The sequence below is a fragment of the Akkermansia muciniphila genome, from assembly GCF_018709685.1.
In the GTDB taxonomy this organism is placed as follows: Bacteria; Verrucomicrobiota; Verrucomicrobiia; order Verrucomicrobiales; family Akkermansiaceae; genus Akkermansia; species Akkermansia muciniphila_E.
Map to the genome: position 1 here is coordinate 63,477 of NZ_JABDHQ010000005.1, position 25,515 is coordinate 88,991.

Here is a 25,515-nt window from a genome sequence, read left to right on the forward strand (position 1 = left end):
AATAACATATTGATAACATGTGAATAAACGAGAAGGGCTTTTTCAATCCCTGTTCCGGTGGAGAACGAGGCAAAGAACGCCGCAGTTTCTCGCGCCGGAAAAACGCGCCGCTTTTCATGCGCTCCCCCGCGGACCGCGCGGAAAAGGCGCAGGAACGGCGGAAAGGCCAAAGGGTTTGACGGCTGGCGGCGGCGCATTACAATGAAGGCCGTTCCAGAAAAGAACCCGCCATGATTATCGCCCCCCTTTCCGACGCCGCCCGGTACGAGAACCTGAATCCGCTGTTCAAGCGTGCCTTTGATTTTGTGAGGGAGGCCGGTCCGGCCACCCTGGAACCGGGGCCCCATGTGCTGGTTCAGGATGCCTTGGTCGTCATGGTGAATGAACCTGTGATGAAGAAGCCGGAGAAGGCCCGCATGGAAGTGCACGACAGGTTCATAGACATCCACGTGCCCCTTTCACGGGAGGAAGGGTTTGCGTGGAAGGACCGTGCAGCCCTGGAAAAGCCTTCCGAACCGTTCAATACGGAAAAGGACGCGCAGCATTACGACGATGCGCCGGACACCTCTTTTACCGTGAAGCCGGGGCAGTTCGCCGTCTTTTTCCCGGAGGACGCCCATGCCGGCTGCATTGGGGAAGGCGCTCTCCGGAAACTGGTGATTAAAGTCAGAACGGCCTGACCCGCATTCCGGAACAATGGTCCGGAGCCGGGGACAGGCCGTTCCTTCATGCCCGCTCGGCTTGCCTGCCGGCGGAGCCATGGTTCAGCTTATTTTTCGTCTTCCACCCGGGCGTCCTGCTTGGGGTCCTGCGGAGCGTTTTCCGGAATCCAGACGGCCACGTTGCCGCCGTGGACCAGGAACTGGCCGTTGCCTTCCTCGTCAATGGTGACGGTTTCCTCCACGTTTCCGGTGGCTTCCTTCCAGGTTTCCCCCGCGTGCTGCTTGCCCACGTTCATCACCTTGTCTCCGTTCTCCCCGTTGGAAATGAGCACGGCCACGCCGGAATGCGGGTGGTCTTCATCCCCCACGCGGGTGAAGCCGATGGTGTTCGGGTGGTCAAAGTAGTAGTTCTGCTCCCCGAAGGCATGGTTCTTGCGGATTTCCAGCAGGTTGTCGATGATGCCGCGGTGCATGGGCGGGTTGCCGCTCACGCCGTAGTAATCTCCGTAAAAGATGCAGGGGTAGCCTTCCTTCATGAGCAGGATAAGCGCGTAGGCGGAGGGCTTGAACCAGTCTTCCACGGCTGATTCCAGGGAGCTGCCCCACTGGGAGTCATGGTTGTCCACAAAGGTGACGGCCAGCGTGGGGTGGTTCTGGACCAGGGTGCCGTCCAGAATCTTGGAGAGGTCGTAATCCCGGCCCTGCTTGGAGGCCTGGTACATGTTGTAGTGCAGGGGCACGTCAAACAGGTCCACCTTGTAGCGTTCCTCCTTGAGGTACTCGTTCAGGGAATCCAGGTCCTGCTTCCAGTATTCGCCCACGGCGTAGAAGTCCTCTCCCCTGTCCTTGCGGACGGCCGCCAGGAATTTCTTGATGAACTCGTCATTGATATGCTTGATGGCGTCCAGCCTCATGCCGTCCAGGTCCAGTTCCCGGGATACCCAAACGCCCCATTTTTCCATTTCCTTCACCACTTCCGGGTGGTCAAAGTCCAGATTGGCGAACATGAGGTAGTCATAATTGCCGTTTTCTTCGTCCACGCCCTCGCTCCAGTCCTTGCCGTCCCCCATGATCTTGAAGATGGAGGTTTTTTGCGTAGCGGCGTCATAGTCCGTTCCGGTGAAGTGGTACCAGTGCCATTTGAAGTCGGAGTACTTGTCTCCGCGCCCGGGGAAGTTGAAGCCGGTCCAGCCTTCGATCTCGTACGCGTCCGTAATTTCCTTGTCACGGTTCTGCTGGTCCACTTCCTTGGCCATGAATTTTTCCGTATAATCCGCTCCGGCCTTGTGGTTCATCACGGCGTCCAGGTAAACGCCCACATGGTGTTCATGAAGGGCCTTGATGGCGTCCTGGAGTTCCTGCTTGGTGCCGTATTTGGTGCGGACAGTGTTTTTCTGGTCGAATTCACCCAGGTCAAACAGGTCGTAGGTGCCGTAACCCACGTCATTCTGTTCCTTGCCCTTGTAGGCCGGGGGAATCCAGACGGCTGTGACGCCAATCTCTTCCAGATGGGGGGCGTCTTCCTTCAGCTTGTTCCAGAACTGCCCGTCATTGGGCAGGTTCCACTCAAAATATTGCATCATGATTCCGTTTTTCATTTTGTCAGATTCCTTGTAAATGTATTTCGGGTTATTCTCTCAGAGGGTGGCCGGCAGGTGGAAAACAGGTTCCCTGGCTGCTCCCGGACCCGGCTCCGGATGATGAATTCACACGAAGCCGTCAACAAAATAGAGTCCCTAACGCGCGGCGCGTTAGGCATACTGCCGGGGTTATGTCTGTAAAAAATGGATGAAAAAGGCCTGATGAAGCGCCTCCGGCCCTTGCGGAAACTGAAATAAAGCAGGACGCCGGGAAGGGAAAACTCCTTCCGCTGTGCTGCGGTAAAGTGGCACGAAGGCCGGAGGCTTCCGCTCCCGGCTGGCCGTTTGCCGTTCACGCCATGGCGGTATGTTCTTTCCCCCGTGTTTCCTGATGGCCGCGCTGCTGGGAACAAGGGTTTGACTCATTCGTCTTTCAGACTCTTTCACCCTTCGGGCTCCATGCTCCGCATTCCGTCCAGCCGCAACGGGGTTTCCCGGCCCTTGTAAACCAACAAACCATGCTTTCTTTCTGCCGGGAAGGAACTCCGCAAGCTTTTACGGCAGCCAGGGGGAAACTGGGCGGCAGCGAAGGAAGGCCCCGGAAGGATTGTGTCACACGCCGGGGGCTTACGCTTGGGGCAGGTAGTGCCTGTTCTTCAGGCGGTAGTATTTGAGGAACCGGCGGATGAAGAGCAGGGTGACGATGAAGGAGAGCACATCCGCCAGCGGCAGGGAGGCCCAGACGCCGTCCTGGCCCCAGAATCGCGGCAGTACCAGCAGGAACGGGAGCAGGAAGAGCATCTGGCGCGTCAGGGAAAGGAAGATGGCCAGCCGCGCTTTGCCGATGGCCTGGAAGAAGTTGCCGATGATGATCTGGCTGCCGATGAGCGGGAAGGCGAGCACGCAGATGGTCAGGCCGTTGGCCGCCAGGCTGATGAGGGCCGCGTCATCCGTAAACAGTCCGGCAATGCCGCGGGGGAAGAGCACGCAGGCCAGAAAGCCCAGCGTGGTGAAAGCGGTCCCGGCCAGGACGCCGTATTTAAGCGTGAGCAGCACGCGGCCCGGCTTCATGGCCCCGTGGTTGTAGCCGATGATGGGCTGCATCCCCTGCGTGAGGCCGATGACGAGCATGGCAAAGAGGATGAGGATGCGGTTGATGATGCCGTAGGCCCCGATGGCCAGGTCTCCCCCGTGGTCCGCCAGCTGCCTGTTGATGGCGATGGTGACCGCGCTGCCGCAGACGTTTACCAGGCACGGAGCCATGCCGATGGACAGGATTCCGGTGACGATGGCCTTACGCAGTTCCCAGATGCCGCGGCGGAAGTGGACCGTGCTGGCCGCGTCGGAAAAGTGGAGCAGCACGCGCGCCATGCCGGTGACCTGGGCCAGCAGGGTGGCCACGGCGGCCCCGGTGATTCCCCATTTGAACCAGAAGATGAAAATGGGCGCCAGGATGATGTTGATCCCCACGGAGAGCAGGGTGGAGCCCATGGCCTTTTTAGGGTAGCCGGTGGCCCTCATGACGTGGTTGAGGTTGAAGAAGACGTACGTGACGGGCAGCCCCAGCAGGGTGACCAGCATGAAGTCATACGCGTACGTGAGCGTCTGTCCGCTGGCTCCGAAGGCGGTCAGGATTTCCGTCAGGAAAAGCAGTGTGGGAACCACCAGCACCACGGCGGCGATCAGGCTCATGATGAGGACGTTCCCCAGCGTGCGTTCCGTCCCCTCCTGGTCTTTCTTGCCCAGCCGGATGGAGCTGATGGCCGCTCCGCCAATGCCTACCAGCGTGCCCAGGGCAAAGGTCAGGTTCATGATGGGGAAGGTGACGGCCAGGCCGGACAGGGCCAGGGGGCCCACCCCGTGGCCGATGAAGACGCTGTCAATGATGTTGTACAGGGAGTACACCACCATGCCGGCGATGGATGGCAGGGAGTACTGGACCAGCAGACGCCATACGGATGCGTTTTCCAACTCTGCGATGTTGCGTGACTGGGCTGCCATGAACGGACCTCCTTTTCAGACGGGAGGCAAACTATAGAAATGCGCGGAGGGGTTGTCAAGCTGTCCACCCGTCCGGGGAGCGGGCATTTTTCCGCCGCAGCGGCCGGAAGGCCTGTTTTTGATTGACTGGGGAAGTTTTTGGTAGTTGATTCCTTTCCGCCTTTTCCAGGAACCTGCCATGTCTTTATCCCTTCGCTCCGTTCTTTGCGCCGCCGTCTGCGGAACCACCCTTCTGTACGCCTCATGCCTGCCCATGCTCGGCACCGGGCAGATGCTGGCGGGCACCCGTCTTGCGGACGGCCTGATATCTTCCTCCCCCCTGGATCTGGTCTGGAGGGGGGACATCAGCTCCTTTCCCTCCTCCGGACTGGAGACGCCCCGCGGCTTCAAGGTTTCCCCGGCGGATTCCTATTCCCTGCTGATGGAGGCTCGCCCCGGCATCAGCGGGGAATGGGCGTGCTACCATGACCGGAGCAATTATTACTGGGGCTTTGCGGCCGGGAAGACGGAGGAGGAAGCGGGGCTTTACGTCGTGCGCCACGGCGTGGCCGTGAACGGCATCAGCGGGGAGACGGACGCCCGTCCCGCCGTGCAGCCGGTGCAGGCTCCCTCCGTCATGTAGGCTCCGGTACTGGTCTTTTTGCAAAAACTGCTGTAAAAGGCCCGTTTTCCGGGGAATGCGGCACGATGGATTTGACAGGACGGGGGCTTTCCGGGCGTATTATTAGCCGCATGAAGTTTCTCTTGTTATCGTTGGCATGGATGTGCATGGCGTGCGCCGGGGCGTGGGGGCAGGATACCGCTCCCTCCTTTCCGGCCACGGGGGCCAATTACAGACTGTTTCCGGCCGACCAGCCTCCGCTGGTTCCCAAGCCCCAGGAACTGCGCTGGGACGGCAAGGCCATACCCGTGCAGTCCGTGCGGATTCTGGCTCCCGCGCCGTCCAGGACTTCCTATCCGGAGCAGATGAAGTTCATCGTTTCCGAATTGAAGTCCTTCCTGGCGGACCACCGGGTGAAGGTGGCCCAGGACGGAGCGTTCGCCATCAAGTTCGTGAAAGGGGAGGTGAAGGCCGGGACGGAGAATCCCAAGCTGAAGGAGGAGGCTTACTCCCTGCGCGTGACTCCCGGAGGCGCGCTGATCACGGCCAGGGACACCAAGGGGTTTTATTACGGCATGAAGACGCTGGAGCAGCTTCTTCTGCGCCGCGGCGGAACCACCACGATTGCCGCGTGCGACATCGTGGACTGGCCGGATTTTGAAATCCGCGGATTCATGAACGACGTGGGGCGCAATTACATGCCCCTCCCCCTGATCGCGCAGGAGCTGGACTCCATGGCGCAGCTGAAGCTGAACGTGTACCACTTCCATTTCACGGAACATCCCGGCTGGCGGCTGGAGTCCAAGATTTATCCGGAGCTGAATGATCCCAAGAACTTTACGCGCATGCCCGGCAAGTTTTATACGCAGAAGGAGTTCAAGCAGCTGGTGGAGTACTGCCGCCTGCGCAACATCCTGCTGATTCCGGAGATGGACATGCCGGGACACAGCCAGGCGTTCCGCAAGGCGCTCAACGTAAAGATGAGCGATGAGAAGGCCACCAAGGCCCTGGTGGCCCTCATCAAGGAGATGTGCTCCCTGGTGCCCAGGGAGAAGATGCCTATCATCCACATCGGCACGGATGAGGCCCACGGCAAGGACGAGCAGGTGAACAATGACATTTTGAAGGAGTACATCAATGCGGTGGAGTCCTGCGGCCGTACGCCCATGAGGTGGCACCCCGGCCTGACTCCGAAAGGCTATAACGGCTCCATCCAGCAATTGTGGTCCGGCCGCCAGAACCGCGGCGCGTGGCCTACCAACGGGGCCAGGTACGTGGATTCCCTGGAGACCTACCTGAACCACCTTGATCCGTTTGAAACGGCCATGACCATGTATTTCCGCCGGGCGTGCCCGTTCCAGAACGCGGACGGCCTGGGCATGATGCTGTGCTCCTTCCCGGACCTGGAAATTACGGACCCACGCAACCAGGTTCTCCAGACGCCCGTTTACGCGGGCATGGCGTTCGTTTCCGAACCCTTGTGGAACAATCCCCATGAAAAGGTGCAGGGAGACCCCAACCAGGACGAGTACATGAAGTATTTCTCCAACCTTCCGGTGCAGGGGGACCCGCTGCTGAAAGGGTTTGCGGAGTACGAGAACCGCGTGCTCGCCATCCGGGACCGCTTCTTCGTGAACAAGGAGTTCAATTACGTGCGGCAGGCCCATATTCCGTGGAAGCTGCTGGGGCCCATCCCCAACGGCGGAAAGACGGAAACGGAGTTTGCCCCGGAGGCGGACAACAAGACCGGGAAGATGAAGGATTCCTACGAGATTGACGGCGTCACCTACGAGTGGTCCAAGGACGCTTACACGGGAGCCACCATCATCTTCAAGCATTACTGCGATTTCCCGACGCTGTTCAACGGGGCGAAGATGGGGGCCTACCCCCACAAGAACCATACCTATTACGCGCAAACGTACATTTACTCCCCCAAGGCGCAGACGGTGCCCTTCTGGATCAGCGGCCATACCTGGGCCACGTCCGACTGGCGCAACGGCCCGGCGAGCGTTCCCGGCAAGTGGTTCCACGCAAATCCCAAGTTCTTCGTGAACGGCCAGGAGATTGACCCCCCGCAATGGAAGAAGCCGCGCAACGGCGGCGTGATGGTGGATGAAAACTACCATTTCCGGGAGCCCACGATGATTCCCCTCAAGAAAGGCTGGAACCGCGTACTGGTGAAAAGCCCCAGCAATAATTCCGCGCGCCGGTGGATGTTCACGTTCGTTCCGGTGCAGGTGAATCCCAAAACGCCCGGCTGCAACGTGAAGGAATATCCCGGACTGAAGTTCTCCACGGAGCCCAGGTAACGGGGTTCCCTGCTGTTCCGGTAAATGACGAAGGCATGAAGCGCGTTCCGCTTCATGCCTTTTTTGTGCCCGCGCCTGGGTCCGGGAAAGCGCGGCGCGCCGTTAAAGTTTTTTCCAGGGCAGGGCCTCCAGCATCTCGTCAAAGCCCAGGCCCGTTCCGGCGGGAACGGCCACCTGCGGGTTCATGCCGCCCATTTGGTCAATGAAGGGATCCGGTTCAAACAGAAGGTGCGTGCAGAGGCCGCAGAGAGGAATTTCCGTGGGCAGGGCGTTGCGGTAGTAGTCCGCAGCCTGGTAAACGGCCCAGAGCTGGCCCACGGGATGGTCCATGACGGTGGTGAAGACGGGAGGCTCGTAAAGATGCGCGGGGGTGGCTTCCCGCGCGGGCTTGACGATGCGGATGATAGGCAGGTCGGAAGAGATGGCCGGCTGGTGCTCCGAGTCCGAGCCCATGTCCAGGGCCAGCGGCATTCCGGCGTCCACCAGCCTTTCCCAGCTCTGGACGGAGAAGGGGCACGGGTCTTCAATGAAATCTATCCGGGTTTTCAGGTGGTGGGGCAGGGATTTCCAGAACTTCAGGGAATCGTTCTCATTCAGGCAGCCGTTGAAATCCAGCCGCCATCGCCAGGCGGGGACCATGGAGGCCAGCATGGTCAGCCGTTCCAGGGCGGCTGCCAGGTTGGGGCTGGCCTTGATTTTTCCGGCCCTGAACCCCTTGGATTCCATGATGCGGATGGTGGCGGGGCTGACGCAGGAGGGCAGCGTGGCGTGGCTGGCGGGGATGTGGAGGCCGTCAAACAGGCTGATTCCCTTCGCGCGCGCCTCTCCGTCCGTCCGGGCGCACTCCACGGCGCGGACGCCCAGCGGCAGGGGGCTTCCCTTCCTGAGCGCGTCCAGTTCCTCCTGCAAGGTGGCGTCCCCCAGCTCCGGCCAGGGCTGGATGCAGCCGTACCCGCCTTCATCCGTCTTAATGAGGGCTCCCTTCCTGCATACTTCCGCGGCTCTGGCGTTCAGCGGACCGCATGCCGTTAAAGAATATTCATGGTAAAACACAACTTTAATTCAAACAGCCTTTCAATCTTTTGTCACGATGAAAAAAGGTTTTCATTGGATTTTGGAGGGGGAATGGCTAAGCTCCGTGTCATGTACAGAACATTGGTGTTCGGCGCGGGCGGCCGTGTGGGAAGCCGGCTGGCGGCGCATCTGGAAAAAGAAGGCATGGAAGTGGTGAGGTGCGGACGGAACGCCTGTGATTTAAAGGATTTAAAAGCCCTGAAAAACGTGCTGCTTTCCTCGGGCGCCACCCATGTGGTGAACTGCGCCGCCGTGAGCGGCCTGGAGGCCTGCCTGGATGATCCGGAGACGGCGCACCGCGTGAACGCCATGGCTCCGGAGATGATGGCCCGCATCTGCCGCCTGGAAGGCATGCGCTTCATCCATCTGAGCACGGACTACGTGCTGGACGGCAGGAGGGGCGGCCTGAAAACGGAGTCGGAAAAGTGCCGCCCCGTGAATGTGTACGGAGAATCCAAGCTGGAGGCGGAACTCCGCGTGCGGGAGGAGATGCCGGAGGCGCTGATTGCCCGCGTTTCCTGGGTGTTCGGCAATCCGGAGCGGCCCTCCTTCCCGGAGATGGTGCTGCGCAAGGCGCTGAACGGAGAACCGCTCTCCGCCGTGGCGGATAAATGGTCCATGCCCGCCTGGGTGGAGGACCTGTGCGGTTGGCTGCGCTTCCTGGCGTATGAAAGCGATGCGTCCGGCGTGCTGCACCTGTGCCAGTCCGGGGAGCCCGTTTCCTGGCACGGATATGCCGTGAAGACGCTGGAGAGCGCGGCAAGGCACGGCCTTCTGCCTTCTTTGCCGCCCGTGGCGGAACAAAAGCTCGACGAACAGGCCGGTTTCAGGGATGCTCGGCCCCGGCATACCGCCATGTCCTGCGAACGGCTCGCTTCCCTGATGAAGAAGCCGGTGAGGGCGTATGAAGAGGCCATTGACCTGGCCGTGGCCCGCTATGCCTCAGATCCAACATTTCTCTCCCGAATCTCATGAATGATTTCCGCAATCCCCGTGACTCCCGTGATTCCCGCCCCAGGCCCTCCTACCGGGACCGGCGTGCCCAGCAGGGGCTGCGCCCCCGCACGTCCCCCAGGAAGGCCTCTTTTGTCAACAAATCACCGGAAGGCAGTGAGCAATGGCTCACGCCGTGGGTGGAACTGAAGTACTTCACGTACAATCCCGCCGTATTCCCCCGCATGCTCGGCTCCGTGAGCGGGGAAATAGCTCCGGGAAGCCTGGTGCACGTCTATGACAAGAACGGGGAGCTCTTCGGCGCCGGCTTCTGGAATGAAGCCAGCCGGACGCCCCTGCGCGTGGTGTACCACGGGAAGGACGCCTTTACGGAACGGGACCTGGACGCCGCCCTGGAACGCGCCGTGAAGCTGCGCAGGGACATTCTGCGCCTGGATGAAACCACTAACGCGTACCGCGTGCTGCACGGTGACTCCGACGGCTTGGGCGGCCTGGTGGTGGACCGTTATGCAGACGTGCTGAGCCTGGAGGTGAGCACGCTGGCCGTCTGGCAGCGCCTGGACCGCTGGCTGCCCCTGCTGCACCGCCTGTGCGGCACCAGGCGCCACGTGGTGCAGGTGGACGAGGGCATTGCCCGCATGGAAGGCATCCGCGCGGACGACGCCCCGGAATCCCCGGCTCCCGTCCGGATGGTGAAGATTGTGGAGAACGGCATCACTTATGAAGTGGACTTCGCCCAGGGGCACAAGACGGGCTTCTTCTGCGACCAGCGGGACAACCGCCTCAAATTCGCCTCCCTGGTGAAGGGGGCCACGGTACTGGACCTGTGCTGCTACAGCGGCGGCTTTTCCATTGCCGCCAAGATGCTGGGAGGCGCCGCGGAAGTCACGGGCGTGGACCTGGATGAAAAGGCCATCGCCATGGCCAAGAGGAACGGAAACATCAACCAGCAGCGCATTGACTTTGTGCATGCGGACGCCTTTGTCTACGCGCGCCAGATGGTGCGCAACGGACGCCTGTTTGACGCCGTGCTGCTGGACCCGCCCAAATTCATCATCGGCCGGGAGGGATACGAGGAAGGCATCAAAAAATACCATGACCTCAACATGCTGGGCTTGCAGTGCGTGCGGCCCGGCGGCCTGTTCGTCACCTGTTCCTGCTCCGGGCTGCTTTCCCCCGCGGAATTTGAACAGACCGTCATCAAGGCCGCCCAGCGGCAGGGGCGCAAGCTCCAGATCATGGCCATGACCGGCCCCGGCTGGGACCACCCCTTCCTGAGCACCTATCCGGAAGGCCGCTACCTGAAGGTGCTGTGGGCCATTGCCCTGTAGGGAAGGACTGGATATTCAAACGTTTCCTCGCTCTTTGCGAAAGTAATGAATGGAAAAAGCACCTGCCGTCTTTATGGCAGGTGCTTTTGAAAGATTATTCTTCAAAGGGGAACAGGTGTTTTTATTTCTTTCCCTTCTTTTTAAGAAGCCGGTCATGTTCAACCCGGTGCCTGCCCTGATAGAGAAAGTCGGTTTGAGGTTCACGGCCAACGGTGCGGTCAATCAGGTTGGGAATGTCTTCCCGGGTGTATCCGGATTGAAGCAGGAATTCTTCTACCTTGGAATATTGGCCGGGAAATTCGGAGACGAGCAATTCCATAAACACTTTTTCCAAATGTTTGACTTCGTCTTCCACCATGACGTTTCTTGCTTCAATGAAAGACTCTCCCCACGCTACATTATTGATAAGAATCTTAAGCTCTCTCATGCTGAATTGTTTGAGTTTCTTCACCTGTTCTTCAGAGCATTTCCGGCTTTCCTCTGTTTGGGCAGGCATATCTTTAAGATCCTTATAAGCTACAATTCTGTAGGGATTTTTCTCTCCGGCATTTTTAAACTGTTTCAGAATACAGGCGTAGTAGGGGAGCAGAAGATTCCGAATAACCGTTTTTTTCAGTGATGGTTTCATTTCCCCGGAATTTCGGACCAGGGTTATATATTTTTCCAGATGGCCGCATACCATGGATTTACAGTTCAGATCCCCCGCATCGTCCATATCGACATCCGGTTCCGTCTCCCGGTAGGTCTTAAAGGTAAAAACCGGAGCCAGGGCGGCGAGGTAGCAATGCCAGACTTTTTCCTTTAACTCAGTATGGACGTTATCCTGCGTTGTCACTTTAAAAGTGAGGGCATCTTGTTCCATCTTCTTGTAAAAGGATTTGAACCGTTTGTCTTTCAGCATGGCGGCAAGCTCTCCGATGACGGGGGAGGGGTGTTTATACTGCTCAATGCAGTCCGGGCTTTCCAACGCAGGAGCAGCCAAGCCGGAATTCCAGCCAATCATTGGCAAGACAAAATAAAGGAATAAACGTGGCAGTATTTTCATCAAGGTTTTAGTCTTCATTGCTGTTTCTTTCAAATTTGATATTGAATTTTTCGACAATCGTATTTGTTGTAGATTCATCAACGGCTTCTATATGATATTTTTGATTAGTTGTGCTTAACAGAATGGTGTCTTCTGCTTCGCTTCCCTCTCCTCCCTCTCTCCTTTTCCGATCCTCTTCCTTGTCTCCTGTTCCACCCTTGATGTAATAATCTGCAGAACAAAGTGCTGTTTGCTGTTTAATTTGCAGAGGGCCGGTGGCTTCTTCTTCCGTTTCTTCCAGAGTGTCTTCCTCTTCTTCGTCAGCCTACAGGAAGACGGAACTGAATAGAACCGTCAGGATGAGGATCAGCAGACGGAAAAGAAATGAAAGTGGAGTTAACAGCACTATATAATAAATATTTAATTTTTTATATAAAAACACATTATCTGTCAATATGAGTTTTTGAAAATTTGATTAAATGCAGGGCTATGGAGATTTTATATCAATAAATGGTTAGTCTGTCCGGTATATGGTGCGCAAAGGAGATTGAAGCAGGCAGGCGCCGGAAGGGGCAATTCTTCACATCACCTTTCAGGCGTGTTGACGGCTTTTCCTCCTTTCTGCTTTGGTGGGGAGGAATATGGCAAAACAAGTATTACAGCGGCTCAGTTTCACTGCCGGGGAGTTGACCCCGTGGCTGGCCGGACGTGCGGACCTGGACCCTGTGTCCCGGGGCGCCTCCCGGCTGATGAATTTCCTGGTCAGCCCCTTTGGCGGCCTCCGGCGCAGGCCGGGAACGCGCCTGGCCGCCCGCGCGGGATGCACGGAGGGGACCGTGAGGCTGGTTTCCTTCAAGTATTCCACGGGAGTCCAGTTCATGCTGGAAGCGGGGCGGGGCTACATCCGGTACTTCAAGGACGGCGCGCCCCTGCGGGATGCGGAGGGCGGCGTGCTGGAAACGCGTACGCCGTGGAAGACGGACGAACAGGTCCGGAACCTCCGGATGCAGCAGCTGAATGATGTGATTTACTGCGTAGAGCCGTCCACGCCGCCCATGACGCTCTCCCGCCATGCGGACGACGACTGGCGGCTGGAGGCGCTGGAGTTTTCCGGCATGCCTTATGAAAGCTCCTTGTTCAATGCCGTGAGGCTGGAATGCCGGACGGTGAGGGAAGGGAATGCCGCCAGATTGCTGGCCAGTGCGGACGCCGACGTTTTCACGCCGGAAATGGAGGGCAGGGAGTTTCTCCGCATTACCCGGAAATACGGGGAATCCGTAGTGGAGGGGACCCAGATGCCTTTTTACCATCTGACGAACCTGGACCGGGACCTTTACAAGGGGGAGACTTTTTCCATGGACCGGGAGGACGGCTGGCGGCAGGCTTATACGTGCATCCGGGATTTCAGCAGGAAGACCGACTACCAGCCCGGCGTGAACCGCCCGGAGAGGTACACGGCTTTTTTTGAAAAGGGCTCCGATGCCAGCGCGCGCGTTTACGTCAGCGGCGCGTGGACGCTGGAAACGACGGGCACCTGGGATGCGGAGTGGGAAGTGTGCCGGGGGTATCCGGACGGCTCCAATTACCTCCCCAGCCAGCCCTCCCTGGTCTGGCACTCCGTGAAGAGCTTCCAGCAGAAGGACGGGTTCCGGAACAATTTTTCCCTAAGCGGCCATGAAGAGGAATTATCCTATTATAAAATCCGCCTGATGGCGTACAGGCACGGCGCTTCCACGGGAACGCCCGTGTTCCGGGCCTCCGCCGGGGCCTTTGACCATGAAATGGTAGTGGAGGAATACGTTTCCCCCCGCAGCGTTTATCTCACGAACGCCCTTCACCTGTCCTACTACGTGCTGGGGGATTGCGAGACCAATGACTGGTCCTTTGGCGCGTTCGGCGTCCGGAACGGGTATCCGTGCACGGTGGAGTTCCACCAGGGGCGGTTGTGGTTCGGCGGAACTCCCGGCCAGCCACAGACGCTGTGGGCCAGCCGGGTGGATGATTTTTCCGCGTTTGCTCCGGGCATTCCGGCGGATTCCGCCATGATTCTGACGATGGCGGCCTCCCAGCAGAACCGCATCTCCTGGATTGCCTCCCTGCGGGGGCTGATGATCGGCACCAGCGAAGGGGAGTGGCGGCTGTCCGCCTCCAACTCGGAAGGACTGAGCGCGGCCAATGCTGAATTCCAGCGCCATTCCGGAGTGGGTTCCGCCTCCCTGGACGCCCTGACGGTGGAAAACAGCCTCCTCTTTGTCCAGCAGGGGGGCATGATGGTGCGGGAACTGTTTTATTCCCTGGAGGCGGACGGCTACCAGACGCGGGACGTCAGCCTGTTGTCCGGCCATCTGCTGAAGGCGGGGATTGTGGACTGGACGGTGCAGAGGAGCACGGCGTTCCATGTCTGGTGCGTGCTGGGGGACGGCTCTGCCGTGTGCATGACGCTGAACAGGGAGCAGAACGTGGTGGCGTGGCACGCCCACCGCCTGGAACATGGCCGCATTCTGTCCGTGGCGGCTTTGCGCGGCTCCCGTGATACGCCGGATGAGGATGTGTGGTTTGCCGTGGCGCGCGGAGAGGGGGAACGGGCCTGCATCACCGTGGAGCGCCTGGCGGACGGCAATGCCTGCCTGGACGCCTGCACGGAGGCCGTGGTGCAGGGGGAGGCTTTGGCCGGGCTGGGCCATCTGGCGGGATGCGGTGCCCTACTGCTGGACGGGGACGGAGCATGGATGCCCATTAGCGTTGACGGGGAGGGGAATGCCGCCTGCCCCGGCAGGAGGGACGGAGAAACCGTGTCCGTAGGGCTGGCCGCCCCGGCGGAGGTGAGGACGATGCCCCTGGAAACGCTTGAGACGCTGGGCAGGTTTAAAAAGCAGCTTGGCGCGAGGGCGCTGCTTCACGAAAGCTCCCTGAAGTTCCGGTACGGCACGGGCCATCCGGATGCGTGGAGGGATTTTCAGCCCGGCAGGTACGGCGTGGAGGAGCCTTATTCCGGCTACGTGCGCATGATCCACAATTACGGCATGAATGAGCAGTCTTCCTTTGCCCTCCGGGTGGAGACGCCGGCCCCGTTCAATCTGCTGGCCCTGGTGCTGGATGTGGAATTATAATAAAGGGAAGCGGGGACCTTACGGCTGTTCCGCCGCTTCCTCATGGGAAAGCATGTGCACGATGACCTTGAGGCCGTGCTTTTCCCCCGCCGCCTTGGCCAGGGAGCGGATGGCCGAGGCCGTCATCCCGTTGCGGCCAATGATGCGGGCCACGTCTGTTTTCTCCAGAATCAGGCGGAAGCGGACGGCGTCTCCCTGCGGGGATTCCGCAACGCGCAATTCCGCCTGTTCCGGGTGTTGCACGAATTGCAGGGCGATCAATTGCAGGTACTGGCGGATTTGTTCTACGGCAGGATGCATGAGGGGAAATGTGGGTTATTTCAATCAACCTACTATAAAACTCCCTGATTGAAAAGATGCAATTCCAGACATTCCCTGAAAAAGAAAGTCGCCCCGGTCGTAAAACGACCGGGGCGCCCCAACTACCCTATGAAACTGGATCGGTTAAGATCCAGAGAGCTTTTTTAACGAGCGCTCACCTGCTCGAAACGCAATATAGGACAGGAAAAGGGGATAAGCAAGTATTTTTTCATTGAAACGATTGTTTTTATTCAGGAAAAACAGCATCGTATTCTTTACAATATCAGGCCGGAGGGAAAGATACTGTCATTGTAACGAAATCATCTGCCGGGAAGCAGTTCATAAGTGAACCCCTTAAGGTATTCCGTTTCCGGAATGTTCAGTAAAACCGGGTGATCCGGCCTCTGGCCGTGTTGCTGTACCAGGCGCAGGGTGGCCGGCGCGTCAATGGCGGCGTCCAGAACGCTTTCCCGGAACAGGTCCGCCCCGGCGTGGTGGGAGCAGCAGAAGGTGGAAAGGATGCCTCCCGGCGCCAGAAGCTTCATGGCGCGGAGGTGGATTTCCTTATACCCGCGCATGGCGTCATGCACGGATTTCTTGTTTCTGGTGAAGGAGGGAGGGTCCAGAATGATCAGGTCCCACTTGTGCTCCCCGCCGTCCCGGACGAGGGCGGCCTCCTTCTTCAGGAAGTCAAACGCGTTGTCCGTAACGCATTGGATGGAGATGCCGTTCAGCTTTGCGTTGCGCGCCACGGCGTCCATGGCGTCCTGGGAGACGTCCACGGCCGTGACTTCCGCAGCTCCCTCCAGGGCGCAGGCCAGGGCAAAGCCGCCCTGGTTGCAGAAGCAGTCCAGCACGCGGCGCCCGCGGGCAAAACGGGCCACGGCGGCATAATTGTCCAGCTGGTCCAGGTACAGGCCGGTTTTTTGTCCCGTCTGGAGGTCAATCATGAACTGCACGTTTCCGCTGCGTGCGGCGAAGGGTTCCGGCTCCTGTCCGCGCGCCACGCGGACGGACGGCTCAATGCCTTCCGCCGCCAGCATGGGGGAATCATTCCTGACGATGATCCCCCTGGGGGAGAGCAGGTCTTCCAGAACGTTCAGGATGATGGGAAGGCGGCGTTCCATGGCGACGGTCAGCGTCTGCACGACCAGGTAGTCCGCGTAACGGTCCACGATCAGGCCGGGGAGGCCGTCCGACTCGCTCCAGACGAGGCGCGTGAGCGTTTCTTCCGGCAGGTACCGGCGCCGCAGTTCCACCGCCTGGCTGATGCGCCGGGAAAAAAAGTCTCCGTCCAGTTCCTGCTTGCGGCGGGAAAAGCGCCTGGCGACGATCTGGGAATGGGGGTTGAACATGGCGGACCCCAGAAAACGGTCCTTGAAATCCTTCAGCGCTACCACGTCCCCCGGCTGGGGATTGCCGAACACCTTGCGCACTTCCGTGCCGTAAACCCAGTCGTGCCCCTGGAAAAGGCGTGCCCTTGGAGAAATAATCAAACCTGCCATGTCAGGAAAGGCAATACATGATCAGGGGGGAAAGTTCAAGGGTAATGCGGGCAGGGACGCGCAAGAGCGGCGGTTGCCGTGACGAAGGGCGGGGAGGGCAAGGAAAGGGGCGTATTTTCTTTTCCGTAGTTCCTGCACCCTGGCCAGAAGGGAGAAGATAAGCCCTTCCGCCGCGCTTCGGAGTAATTCCAGGCATGAAGGCCGTTTAACCGGTTAAACGGAAAGGGAAGCTTGAAGCCGCGCTGCCGGAACAAGGGGTTGATTCATTCGTCTTTGAGACTCATTCACCCTCCGGGCTTCATGCTACGCATTCCGTCCGGCCGCAACGCGGTTTCCCGGCACTTGCAAATCAAACACCCGCGTTTTTTTCCTGGCCGCTTTACCCGGGACCGGGAAGCTTCCATTTCCGGGAATTTTCCGCTCAAGCGCATCAAAGTGCATGATTCCGGGACTATTCCATTGAAAAAGATTCCCTGCACGGTAAAATGCGGCGCGTTATGAAAGTAGAAACTTTTGAAACTCCCCAGGATGCTGCCAAGTCTTTGGCAGGAGAAGTTGCGGAACTCATCCGTAAGCGCGCCGCTGAAGGCAGGAACGTGGTTCTTGGCCTTGCCACGGGCGCCACTCCGCTGCCTTTTTATGCGGAACTGGTCCGTCTTCACAAGGAAGAAGGCCTTTCCTTCAGCAACGTCATCTCCTTCAATCTGGACGAATACAGCGGCTTGGACCACGACCATCCGGAATCCTACTGGTACTTCATGCACACCAACCTGTTCAACCACATTGACATGAAGCCGGAAAACATCAATCTGCCCTCCGGCACCGTTAAGAGTGATGAAATTGCCGCCCACTGCGCCGCCTATGAACAGAAGATCAAGGACTGCGGCGGCATTGACCTCCAGATTCTCGGCATCGGCCGCACCGGCCACATCGGCTTCAATGAACCCGGTTCCGATGATACCACCATTACCCGCCAGGTGCACCTGGACGAGCTGACCCGCTCCGACGCCGGCCCCGCCTTCGGCGGTGTGGAACATGTTCCCACCACGGCCATCACCATGGGCGTGGCCACCATCATGGGCGCCCGTGAAGTGGCTCTGATGGCCTGGGGAGAAAAGAAGGCTTCCATCGTGAAGAAGGCCGTTCAGGGGCCCGTGACGGTGGATGTGGCCGCCTCCTACCTGCAGAAGCACCCGAACGCCAAGTTCCTTCTGGACAAGGGCGCCGCTTCCCAGCTTTAATTCTCCGTTTCAGCAACGGCGCGCCGCCTTTCCCGGTTCCGTGGGAAGGCGGCGTTTTTGATGGAATGAAGGAAGGCGGAATCTTCTTTTTCCGGCGGGTTGGCGCCGGAGAGGAGCGCTGCATGTTCAAGCGGCCTGGTTTCGTGAATGAAGATTTCGTGTCATTGGAGGAGGCGCGGAACCGCCGGGGCTGTTCCGGCGTTCGCGGGGCGGGGGGAAATGAAAGAGTCCCTTTTCCCCTCCATGGCCGGGCCGGGGGGGTGAAAGGGGGGCAGTTCTTGTTTATTGTGTTGGAAATAAAAGTGTTTTAAGGCTTGGTGCGGCATGTTTTCCTGTCTCCGGAGGCGGTTCTGAAGCCCGGAGGTTCCCCGGAATTCCTGTTAAGGATTTCCTTTAAAAGAGGTGCGGCGCGCTGGCCATTTAACCGGCTGCGCCTTTTTATTAGGATGAAGTGGCGCATTGACAAGGGTTTCATTTTCCGTGCATGGTGAAACTGCCAATAGATGAAAAATAAAATATGTCCGGCAGTGTGTAATTAATAATTCATTCAGGAATTACAGATGATGGCCGGCTTTTATATAGAACAGGAAAAACAGAGAGATGAAACAAATGAAAATATTAATGGTTGTCACCGGAACCGGGATGTTTCCGGACGGAAAAGAAGAAACGGGATTATGGCTCAGTGAGCTTACCCACATGTACGACAGCGCGAAAAAGCGGGGATACGATATCGTCATTGCCAGTCCCAAGGGAGGCGATACCCCGGTCGATCCCATGAGCCTGAAAACGATGTACATGGACAAAATCTCCAAAGAATACTGGGACGATTCCGAATTCCGGGACGTGCTGCGGCACACGAAAAGCCTGGATGATGTTTCCGGAGAGTTGTTCGATTGCATTTATTTGGCCGGGGGCCACGGCGCGATGTTCGATTTTCCGGATAACGCCACTCTGCAAACGCTCATCAAAGACCACTATGAAAACAATAAAGTAGTTGGAGCCATTTGCCACGGCGTATGCGGATTGTTAAACGTGAAACTCTCAAACGGAGAATACCTGGTAAAAGATAAAAAGGTCACGGGATTCAGCTGGTTTGAGGAAGGCCTGGCCGGAAAGAAAAAGCTGGTGCCTTTCGACCTGGAATCCGCGCTGAAGGAACGCCGGGCGGATTACAAGAAGTCATTGATTCCGATGATGCCGGAAGTAGTGACGGACGGAAACCTGATCACGGGCCAGGACCCGTTCAGTTCTGAAAAAATGGCTGAAACGGTCATGAGCCGGTTTAACCAATAGCCGTTGGCGGTGAACGTTATGAATTTGGAAGAAGCCTTGAATTACCGGAGGGCCGTACGGGTATTCAATAAGAATAAACCGCTGGACCCTGAAAAGGTAAAGCGCTGCCTGGAAATGGCCTCCCTGGCTCCCAGCAGTTCAAACATGCAGCTGTGGGAATTCTTCCAAATCACCCGGCCTGAATTGATCGCCCGCATTGCCGGGGCCTGCCTCGGCCAGTCGGCTGCCGCCACGGCTTCGGAAATAGTCGTTTTCGTGACGCGGCAGGACTTGTACCGGCAGCGGGCGCAATTCGTCCTCGAATTCGAGCGTGGAAACATCCGCAGGAACAGCCCGGAGGAACGCCAGGCCAAACGCATCAGGGACCGGGAATTATACTATGGGAAGCTGATGCCGTTCCTTTATGCGCGTTGTGGCGGCGTTTTGGGAGCTTTCCGGGTTTTGCTGGCCAGGGTCATCGGCCTTTTCCGCCCCATGATGCGAGAAGTCTCGGAGTGTGATATGCGCGTTACGGTCAACAAATCCTGCGCCCTCGCCGCCCAGACGTTCATGATCGCCATGGCCGCTGAAGGGTATGATACGTGCCCGCTGGAGGGATTTGACAGCAAGCGTATGAAAAAGCTGCTCAAATTGCCCCATGGCGCCGGGATCAATATGGTGATTCCCTGCGGCATACGGGACGGAGAGAAAGGCATCTGGGGCGAGCGGTGCAGAGTTCCGTTTGATGAGGTATACCACAGGCTCTGACCTGCCCGGTGAAGATTGGCCCGAGGCGGACCGCCTGTTGCGGCGTTCCGGGGGCGCGGTATGCCTCACAGGAACAGGGCTTGGGCTACTTGAGCCATGCCAGGAATTCATGGTTGCCGTCCGTTCCGGTGATGGGGGAGGGTTCGCAGCCCATCCAGGTGCGGTTCAGCTCCTCCGTGACGAAGGCGCGTATGGAATCCACCGCCCGCTGGTGCAGGGCCGGGTCCCGGACGATGCCGCCGGGACCGATGTCTTCCGGCTGAAGCTCAAACTGGGGCTTGATGAGCACCAGGGCGTCTCCGCCTTCCTTCAGCAGGGGGAAGGCTGCGGGCAGGATTTTTTTAAGGGAGATGAAGGAAACGTCGGAAACGATCAGGTCCACCTGCTCCCCGATGTCTTCCGGGGACATGTAACGGGCGTTGAATTTCTCCTTTACGATGACGCGGGGGTCCTGCCGCAGTTTCCAGACGAGCTGGTTGGTGCCGACGTCGATCGCGTGGACCTTGGCGGCTCCGTGCTGGAGCAGGCAGTCCGTAAAGCCTCCGGTGGACGCGCCGATGTCCAGGCAGACCTTGCCTTCCGCGGAGACGGGAAAGGCGTTCAGGGCTCCCTCCATCTTCAGGCCGCCGCGGCTGACGTAGCGGGGGCGGTTCCTGATGGTGATCTCCGCGTCTTCATTGACCTTGAGCCCCGGCTTGGTGGAGGGGTGGCCGCCCACGCTCACCTCTCCGGCAATGATGAGCCTCTGGGCCAGTTCCCGGGATTCTACGAGATTGCGGGAAACCAGAAGGACGTCGAGTCGTTGCTTGCTCATAATTCGTAAGAAAGGTGCGTACGCAGGTATTTCATGAAACCGCATGGGGAATCAAGAAAAACCGCGCGCAGAGGGCATTTGGCTGCAAATTTGCGCCATGGCGCGCGCTGGAGCATTTTACCATTGATTCAGCGCGGATTTATATGAGACTTTCCGGCGAATGGAACACCGCTACAGGCAATTGATGCGCAAGGTCAGGCTCTACCTGCTGACGGAAGTGCGTAAGAAATCGTGGACCAGCAAGTTCCTTTCCGCCAGGATTTTTGACCATGTTTACTGGTCCTGGAACAGGCAGTCCGTGGCTACGGGCGCCGGCTGGGGGGCCGCGGCGGCGATTGCCCCGCTGCCCATGCAGAGCCTGTGGGGCGTGTTTGCCTGCCTGTGGCGCAAGGGGAATATCCCCGTAGCCATTCTGATGGCGTGGCTTTCCCCTCCTGGCTTCACCTTTTTTGCCATTCCGGGCCAGTGGTGGCTGGGGTGGTTCCTTTTTTCCAGCGTGGGGATTCCCACCTCCGGGGCAAACTGGCAGATGCTGAAAACGGGGGTGCAGCAGTGGTCCTGGGCTCCGTTTGACGGGTTGAGCATCGGCATGGTAAGCCTGGAGTTCCTGACGGGCTGGATTGTTTCCAGTGTGGTGCTGGGTTTCCTGTGCTACGGGCTGGTGCAGCTGGCCTGGGGCGTGGGCCACTTCCTGCGCAGCAAAAGCAAGGCTGGCGGGGAGTAATGCAAAAACCCGCCGGCTTTTCAGGGCAGGCGGGTCCGGAAGGTGCGTGCGCCCATGGCGCGGCGCCGGAAAGGTCAGACGGCCACTTCCATCAGCAGAACGGTTGAGTTCTGGAGGGCCTCCATGGTGATGGAGTCCGTATCCGTGATGCCGGCTCCGTCCCGGCGGTGCAGCACCGTGTCTCCGATCTTGATTTCTCCGTCTATCACGAAGACGTACACCCCGGTGTTCTGGCACTTGAATTTGTATTCGCGCTCCACGCCGCGGTCCAGCTCCGCCCAGGAGAACCAGGCCTGCTGCATGATGGAAATGTTCGTTTCCGGCGCCAGGAAGGTGGAAATCTCATTATGCTTCAGCAGGGGCTTGATGTCGTAATCCCGGTACTTGGGGGGCGTATTCACCCGGTCCGGAATGACCCATATTTGCAGGAATTCCAGGGGTTCCGTGGAGCTGCCGTTAAATTCGCTGTGCTGGATGCCCGTTCCGGCGCTCATCACCTGGATTTCTCCGCGCGTGATGGTATGGCTGTTATTCAGGCTGTCCCCGTGGCGGAGTTCTCCTTTCAGGGGGATGGAAATCACCTCCATGTTCTTGTGGGGATGGGTGCCGAAGCCTTCTTCCGGGAGAACCGTGTCGTCGTTGAGCACGCGCAGGGCTCCGAACTGCATGCGGTCCGGATTAAAGTAATTGGCGAAGCTGAAAGTATGGTACGTGTTCAGCCACCCGTGATTGGCATGTCCGCGGGAAGATGCACGGTCAATAATGATGTTCATGATTGATGGGGTTGGTGTTTAAGCCGGGTTTCATCCGGTCTGTAGTTTGACCGGACGGAACGCCGGGCCGTTCAAGGGGGATGACAGCATTTCCGGAGCTTTAAAATAAATTGGCAACACAAATTGGTGGTGCAATGTCTCTTCTTTTAAGGTAACTTATGGAGGCACCTGTACAAACAAGGCAAGGCATATGGCTCAGCGGACATTCATGAGATGGATCAAGGGATTGGTTCCCACGGTGATTATTTTGCTGTGCGCCATGGTGCTGGGCTGCATTTGTTATGTCGCCATCTGGGGGGCTCCATCCTTCGTGGTGCAGCGCGTGGAGCAGGCCCTTCTGGAAAAAGGCATTCCCGTCCATATAGAGACGCTGAAAATTTCCCTGTGGCCCCGCGCCGTCGTCACCTTGAAGGAGGTGTCCCTGCTGGACCCGGAGGCTCCGCCGGAGGCGCGCCGTCCCGTGGCCCTGCTGCATGAGGCGGATGTGGCCCTGAACTGGAAGGAGCTGATAGACGGGAACGTGTCTCCGGAACGGCTGAATGTGAAGGGGCTGGATATCACGCTGCCCGTGGATGCGGAAAAGCCGGAAAGAGTTTTTTCCACCAAGGGGCTGAATGCGGAGCTGGACCTGGGGCGCCCCGGCATGGTGGATATTGTGAAAGCGGACGCCGTGGTGCAGGGCATCCGTGTGACTGCCCAGGGGGCTTTTTCCATCGGGCAGGGGGACTCCGGAGATTTTACGCTGACGGCCGGAGACATGGCCGCCGTCAGGGAACAGCTGAACCAGGTGCTGAAATACCTGGACCGCGTCAAGTGGCCGGAAGAATCCCCGCCCGCCCTGGCCGTCAGCCTGAGCGACGATCCCAAGGGAGGGATGCGCGTGGGGATGGATTTGCAGGCTCCTTCCCTGAGGTACGGGAAAATCCGGGTCATGGATTTCCAGTTCAGCGGGGATTACGCGGATTCCGTCATCATGGCCAAGCGCTTCACCATGCGTGATGCGGAAACGGCGGGCTTCGTAAATCTTTCCCTTCAGGCTGATTTGAAAAAACGCTCCCTGATCTGGGATGTGCGCAGCACGGCCCCTCTGGTGTCCTGGGCCGTGGCCATTGTTGACGAAGCCCTGGTGCCGCGTGAAATGAAGTTCCTGAGTGAGCCGCATGTGCAGATTTCCGGCCGTGCCGTATTCACGGAGAACTGGGAGGGCGTGGAGCATGTGAACATGATGGGCTCCGGCTCCATGGGGGCCTTTTCCGTGCTGGGGGAAAAGTTCCAGCGGGCCTCCTGCGATTTCAGTTACGAGGACGGCAATTTTTATGTGACGGATCTGGATATCCGCCACCCCGGCGGCAGTTTTTCCGGCAAGGTGATGGGCGTGAATGGGGAGATCAAGGTGGACGTGCACAGCACGCTGCCCATGCACGCCATGCTGGACATGGCCCGCTCCATTGCCCCTGAGGACGTAAAGCTGCCGCCCACGCTGGAGATCAAGGGAGACCCTGAGCTGAAGGTGTACGGCACCGTAGGCATGGGCAGTGACTGGAAGGGGCCGCTCCGGGTGGACCGCCTGCAGGTGGAAGCCGCCGTGACGGATATATCCTACCAGGGGGTGGAATTCGCCTCCGCCTCCGCCAGGGGGGAGCTGATTGGCCGCTCCATCAACGTCACCGGGCTGGACCTGGCGAGGGAGGACGGCCACGTGAAGCTGGAAGGCAGTTACCTGGGGACTGACCTTGTTTTTACGCTGGAATCGGATTTGAAGCCTGAACTGCTGGTAGCCCTGGGCGGGAACCTGGTGCCGGTGCCGGAGAAGCTGAAGCTGCCGGAAAAAGCGGTTCTCAGAGTGCACGGCAGGCTGGACATTCCGGAAGGAAAGCCCGTGGAGCCTACGCTGGTCCGGGCGCGCATCAGTGCGGAGAACCTGGCGTGGAATAAAATTCCCGTCAAGACGGCGAATGTGGAGGTGGAATACCGTCCCAACCAGCTCTTTGTGCAGAATTGCCGGATAGAGATGGAAAAGGGCGTTTTTGAATTGTTCGCCAATGGTTTTCTGGACGGCCAGATGTTCGTGATGGGGCAGTCCACGGTGCCTCTGGATACCATTGACCATTTGCTGGGCATGGAGGATGACGACTTTTTCATGAGCCGCTTCGTGTTCCGCAAGGATTCTGGGCTGGAGCTTTCCTTCCAGGGAACGCTGGGGCTGTACAATCTGGAAAAGGCGTATGACATCCAGGCCACGGCTTCCGCCACGAATACCCGGTACAAGGGGGTGGACCTGAAGTCCGCCCGGGCGGACGCCCATCTGGTAACGGACCAGCTGGTGCTGACCAACGTGACGACGGTGGTTTCCAACGGGGCGTACCTGTCTTCAGCCGGCTTGTCCGGCGGCCCCTCTGAATGCACGCTCAAGGCCAAGAGCATTGACTTCCGCTTCGTGCAGGATACGGTGGAAGTGCTGGGCATGGAGGGGCAGGCCTACCCCGGCTATACCATGCGCATGTTTTCCGACAGCGCCGTGGAGGTGTTGAAGGAGTTTGTCTTTACGCGGCCCGTAACGCTTTCCGGCGGCGGCATGTTCCCCATGGGGGACGACATGAAGCTGATGAAGGGGCGCATCCGTTTTGACGCCTCCGCGGGGCGCGTTCGCTATCCCCTGCTGGGAACCACGCTGGACCTGGGGAGGGCCACAGGGGAAATACTGATTTCTCCGGAGTGGGTGGTTGTGGACAAACTGAAGGGAACCATCTGGGACGGTTCCTTTACGGGCCGCGTGCTGGCGCAGATTGACAAGGGGGACGCCTTGAACGGCTCCTTTGTGCTCCAGGACATGAACCTGACCTCCATCGGGAGGTCTTACGGAGAAAAAATGGAGAAAGCCACCGTGCACGGAGCCATAGAATTTTCATCCCAGGGAGGGAACATGAACTCCATCCAGGCTAAGGGGGAAGCCGCGCTGGTGCACGGCGACCTGGTGGAAATTCCCCTGTTCGGCTTTTTGGGAGAAGCCCTCTCCAATTATATTCCGGGGCTGGGCCATTTGATCAATTACAAGATCACCAGGGCCGACTGTGATTTCTCCATAGAAAAGGGCTACATCCGCACCAGCAATTTCGTCGCCAAGGGCAGCAACATGTCCCTGGAAGGGGGCGGCTGGATACGCCTTGCCGATTTACAGGTCAATTCGGATTTCAAGCTCAGGCTCCGCGGCCTGCCGGGGCTGATCACCTCCCCCGTCTTCCTGCTGGCCGGGGGATTGTTCCAGGTGCGCGGCAAAGGACCATTGAGCAATGTTTCCTGGAGCTTTGCGCCGTTCTCCGGCGGGAAGGCCCCTGTTCCTCCTGCCGCCGCTCCGGCGCGGAGAAGGTAGGAGAGTGGAGAGTGGAAATAGTTGACGGAATGGACAGGATGAACTTCATGGACTCAATTTCCCCCTTCTATTCCGTCCATGGAGTCTGCTTGGTCCATTCCG

Annotated in this window: 19 protein-coding genes; 11 read left to right on the forward strand and 8 right to left on the reverse strand. The window is 58.7% G+C overall.

Annotated elements, in window-relative coordinates; genetic code table 11:
* Nucleotides 1-230 precede the first annotated feature (230 nt).
* Nucleotides 231-680, forward strand: a complete 450-nt coding sequence (locus HHJ06_RS04840) for a YhcH/YjgK/YiaL family protein (protein WP_215428110.1) — start codon at nucleotides 231-233, stop codon at nucleotides 678-680.
* 89 nt (nucleotides 681-769) lie between these two features.
* Here the strand turns inward: HHJ06_RS04840 and HHJ06_RS04845 are convergent, their stop codons facing one another.
* Together HHJ06_RS04845 and HHJ06_RS04850 are read right to left on the reverse strand one after the other, a co-directional pair.
* The gene (locus tag HHJ06_RS04845) at nucleotides 770-2,260 is read right to left on the reverse strand and encodes an alpha-amylase (protein ID WP_215428112.1); all 1,491 of its coding nucleotides are present in this window, start codon (nucleotides 2,258-2,260) and stop codon (nucleotides 770-772) included.
* A 609-nt stretch (nucleotides 2,261-2,869) separates the two neighbouring features.
* Nucleotides 2,870-4,243: an MATE family efflux transporter gene (locus tag HHJ06_RS04850; protein ID WP_215428115.1), complete on the reverse strand. Its 1,374-nt coding sequence runs from the start codon at nucleotides 4,241-4,243 to the stop codon at nucleotides 2,870-2,872.
* A gap of 178 nt (nucleotides 4,244-4,421) precedes the next feature.
* Here HHJ06_RS04850 and HHJ06_RS04855 point away from each other — a divergent pair, with 178 nt between their 5' ends.
* Together HHJ06_RS04855 and HHJ06_RS04860 are read left to right on the forward strand one after the other, a co-directional pair.
* Entirely contained in the window at nucleotides 4,422-4,865 is a 444-nt protein-coding gene (locus HHJ06_RS04855; protein ID WP_215428117.1) for a hypothetical protein, read from the forward strand.
* Between the two features lie 110 nt (nucleotides 4,866-4,975).
* On the forward strand, nucleotides 4,976-7,153 hold the full coding sequence (locus tag HHJ06_RS04860; protein WP_215428119.1) for a family 20 glycosylhydrolase: 2,178 nt from the start codon (nucleotides 4,976-4,978) through the stop codon (nucleotides 7,151-7,153).
* A gap of 102 nt (nucleotides 7,154-7,255) precedes the next feature.
* Here the strand turns inward: HHJ06_RS04860 and HHJ06_RS04865 are convergent, their stop codons facing one another.
* Nucleotides 7,256-8,206, reverse strand: coding sequence for an enolase C-terminal domain-like protein (locus HHJ06_RS04865; protein WP_215428121.1), 951 nt, complete (start codon nucleotides 8,204-8,206; stop codon nucleotides 7,256-7,258).
* Nucleotides 8,207-8,278: 72 nt separating this feature from the next.
* Here HHJ06_RS04865 and HHJ06_RS04870 point away from each other — a divergent pair, with 72 nt between their 5' ends.
* Nucleotides 8,279-9,202 (forward strand): SDR family oxidoreductase, encoded by a 924-nt coding sequence (locus HHJ06_RS04870; protein WP_215428123.1) that lies wholly within the window; start codon nucleotides 8,279-8,281, stop codon nucleotides 9,200-9,202.
* Entirely contained in the window at nucleotides 9,199-10,512 is a 1,314-nt protein-coding gene (locus HHJ06_RS04875) for a class I SAM-dependent rRNA methyltransferase (RefSeq protein WP_215428125.1), read from the forward strand. Before HHJ06_RS04870 ends, HHJ06_RS04875 begins: the two co-directional genes overlap by 4 nt.
* Nucleotides 10,513-10,633: 121 nt before the next feature.
* Here HHJ06_RS04875 and HHJ06_RS04880 read toward each other — a convergent pair whose 3' ends face one another.
* Nucleotides 10,634-11,590 carry a hypothetical protein gene (locus HHJ06_RS04880; RefSeq protein ID WP_215428127.1) on the reverse strand — a complete coding sequence of 319 codons (957 nt, stop codon included), beginning with the start codon at nucleotides 11,588-11,590 and terminating at the stop codon, nucleotides 10,634-10,636.
* Between the two features lie 587 nt (nucleotides 11,591-12,177).
* Between HHJ06_RS04880 and HHJ06_RS04885 the strand changes: the two genes are divergently transcribed.
* Nucleotides 12,178-14,646: a hypothetical protein gene (locus HHJ06_RS04885; protein ID WP_215428129.1), complete on the forward strand. Its 2,469-nt coding sequence runs from the start codon at nucleotides 12,178-12,180 to the stop codon at nucleotides 14,644-14,646.
* An 18-nt stretch (nucleotides 14,647-14,664) separates the two neighbouring features.
* On the opposite strand, the gene HHJ06_RS04890 is transcribed toward HHJ06_RS04885, so the two are convergent.
* Together HHJ06_RS04890 and HHJ06_RS04895 are read right to left on the reverse strand one after the other, a co-directional pair.
* Nucleotides 14,665-14,946: a KH domain-containing protein gene (locus HHJ06_RS04890; RefSeq protein ID WP_102711411.1), complete on the reverse strand. Its 282-nt coding sequence runs from the start codon at nucleotides 14,944-14,946 to the stop codon at nucleotides 14,665-14,667.
* 320 nt (nucleotides 14,947-15,266) lie between these two features.
* A complete protein-coding gene (locus HHJ06_RS04895; RefSeq protein ID WP_215428130.1) occupies nucleotides 15,267-16,451 on the reverse strand; it encodes a class I SAM-dependent rRNA methyltransferase in 1,185 nt (394 codons plus the stop codon).
* A gap of 497 nt (nucleotides 16,452-16,948) precedes the next feature.
* Here HHJ06_RS04895 and nagB point away from each other — a divergent pair, with 497 nt between their 5' ends.
* From nagB to HHJ06_RS04910, 3 genes are all read left to right on the forward strand, one after another.
* Complete coding sequence (gene nagB, locus HHJ06_RS04900; protein WP_251841423.1) at nucleotides 16,949-17,692, forward strand: glucosamine-6-phosphate deaminase; 744 nt, start codon at nucleotides 16,949-16,951, stop codon at nucleotides 17,690-17,692.
* A gap of 600 nt (nucleotides 17,693-18,292) precedes the next feature.
* Entirely contained in the window at nucleotides 18,293-18,985 is a 693-nt protein-coding gene (locus tag HHJ06_RS04905; RefSeq protein ID WP_343206603.1) for a type 1 glutamine amidotransferase domain-containing protein, read from the forward strand.
* An 18-nt stretch (nucleotides 18,986-19,003) separates the two neighbouring features.
* Complete coding sequence (locus tag HHJ06_RS04910; RefSeq protein ID WP_215428137.1) at nucleotides 19,004-19,732, forward strand: nitroreductase family protein; 729 nt, start codon at nucleotides 19,004-19,006, stop codon at nucleotides 19,730-19,732.
* Nucleotides 19,733-19,817: 85 nt separating this feature from the next.
* Here the strand turns inward: HHJ06_RS04910 and HHJ06_RS04915 are convergent, their stop codons facing one another.
* On the reverse strand, nucleotides 19,818-20,546 hold the full coding sequence (locus HHJ06_RS04915; protein ID WP_215428139.1) for a TlyA family RNA methyltransferase: 729 nt from the start codon (nucleotides 20,544-20,546) through the stop codon (nucleotides 19,818-19,820).
* Nucleotides 20,547-20,706: 160 nt separating this feature from the next.
* Here HHJ06_RS04915 and HHJ06_RS04920 point away from each other — a divergent pair, with 160 nt between their 5' ends.
* Nucleotides 20,707-21,270 carry a DUF2062 domain-containing protein gene (locus tag HHJ06_RS04920; protein WP_215428141.1) on the forward strand — a complete coding sequence of 188 codons (564 nt, stop codon included), beginning with the start codon at nucleotides 20,707-20,709 and terminating at the stop codon, nucleotides 21,268-21,270.
* 74 nt (nucleotides 21,271-21,344) lie between these two features.
* On the opposite strand, the gene HHJ06_RS04925 is transcribed toward HHJ06_RS04920, so the two are convergent.
* Nucleotides 21,345-22,043, reverse strand: coding sequence for a pirin family protein (locus tag HHJ06_RS04925; RefSeq protein WP_215428143.1), 699 nt, complete (start codon nucleotides 22,041-22,043; stop codon nucleotides 21,345-21,347).
* Nucleotides 22,044-22,251: 208 nt separating this feature from the next.
* On the opposite strand from HHJ06_RS04925, the gene HHJ06_RS04930 reads away from it, so the two are divergent.
* Nucleotides 22,252-25,413, forward strand: coding sequence for an AsmA-like C-terminal region-containing protein (locus HHJ06_RS04930; RefSeq protein WP_215428145.1), 3,162 nt, complete (start codon nucleotides 22,252-22,254; stop codon nucleotides 25,411-25,413).
* Nucleotides 25,414-25,515 lie beyond the last annotated feature (102 nt).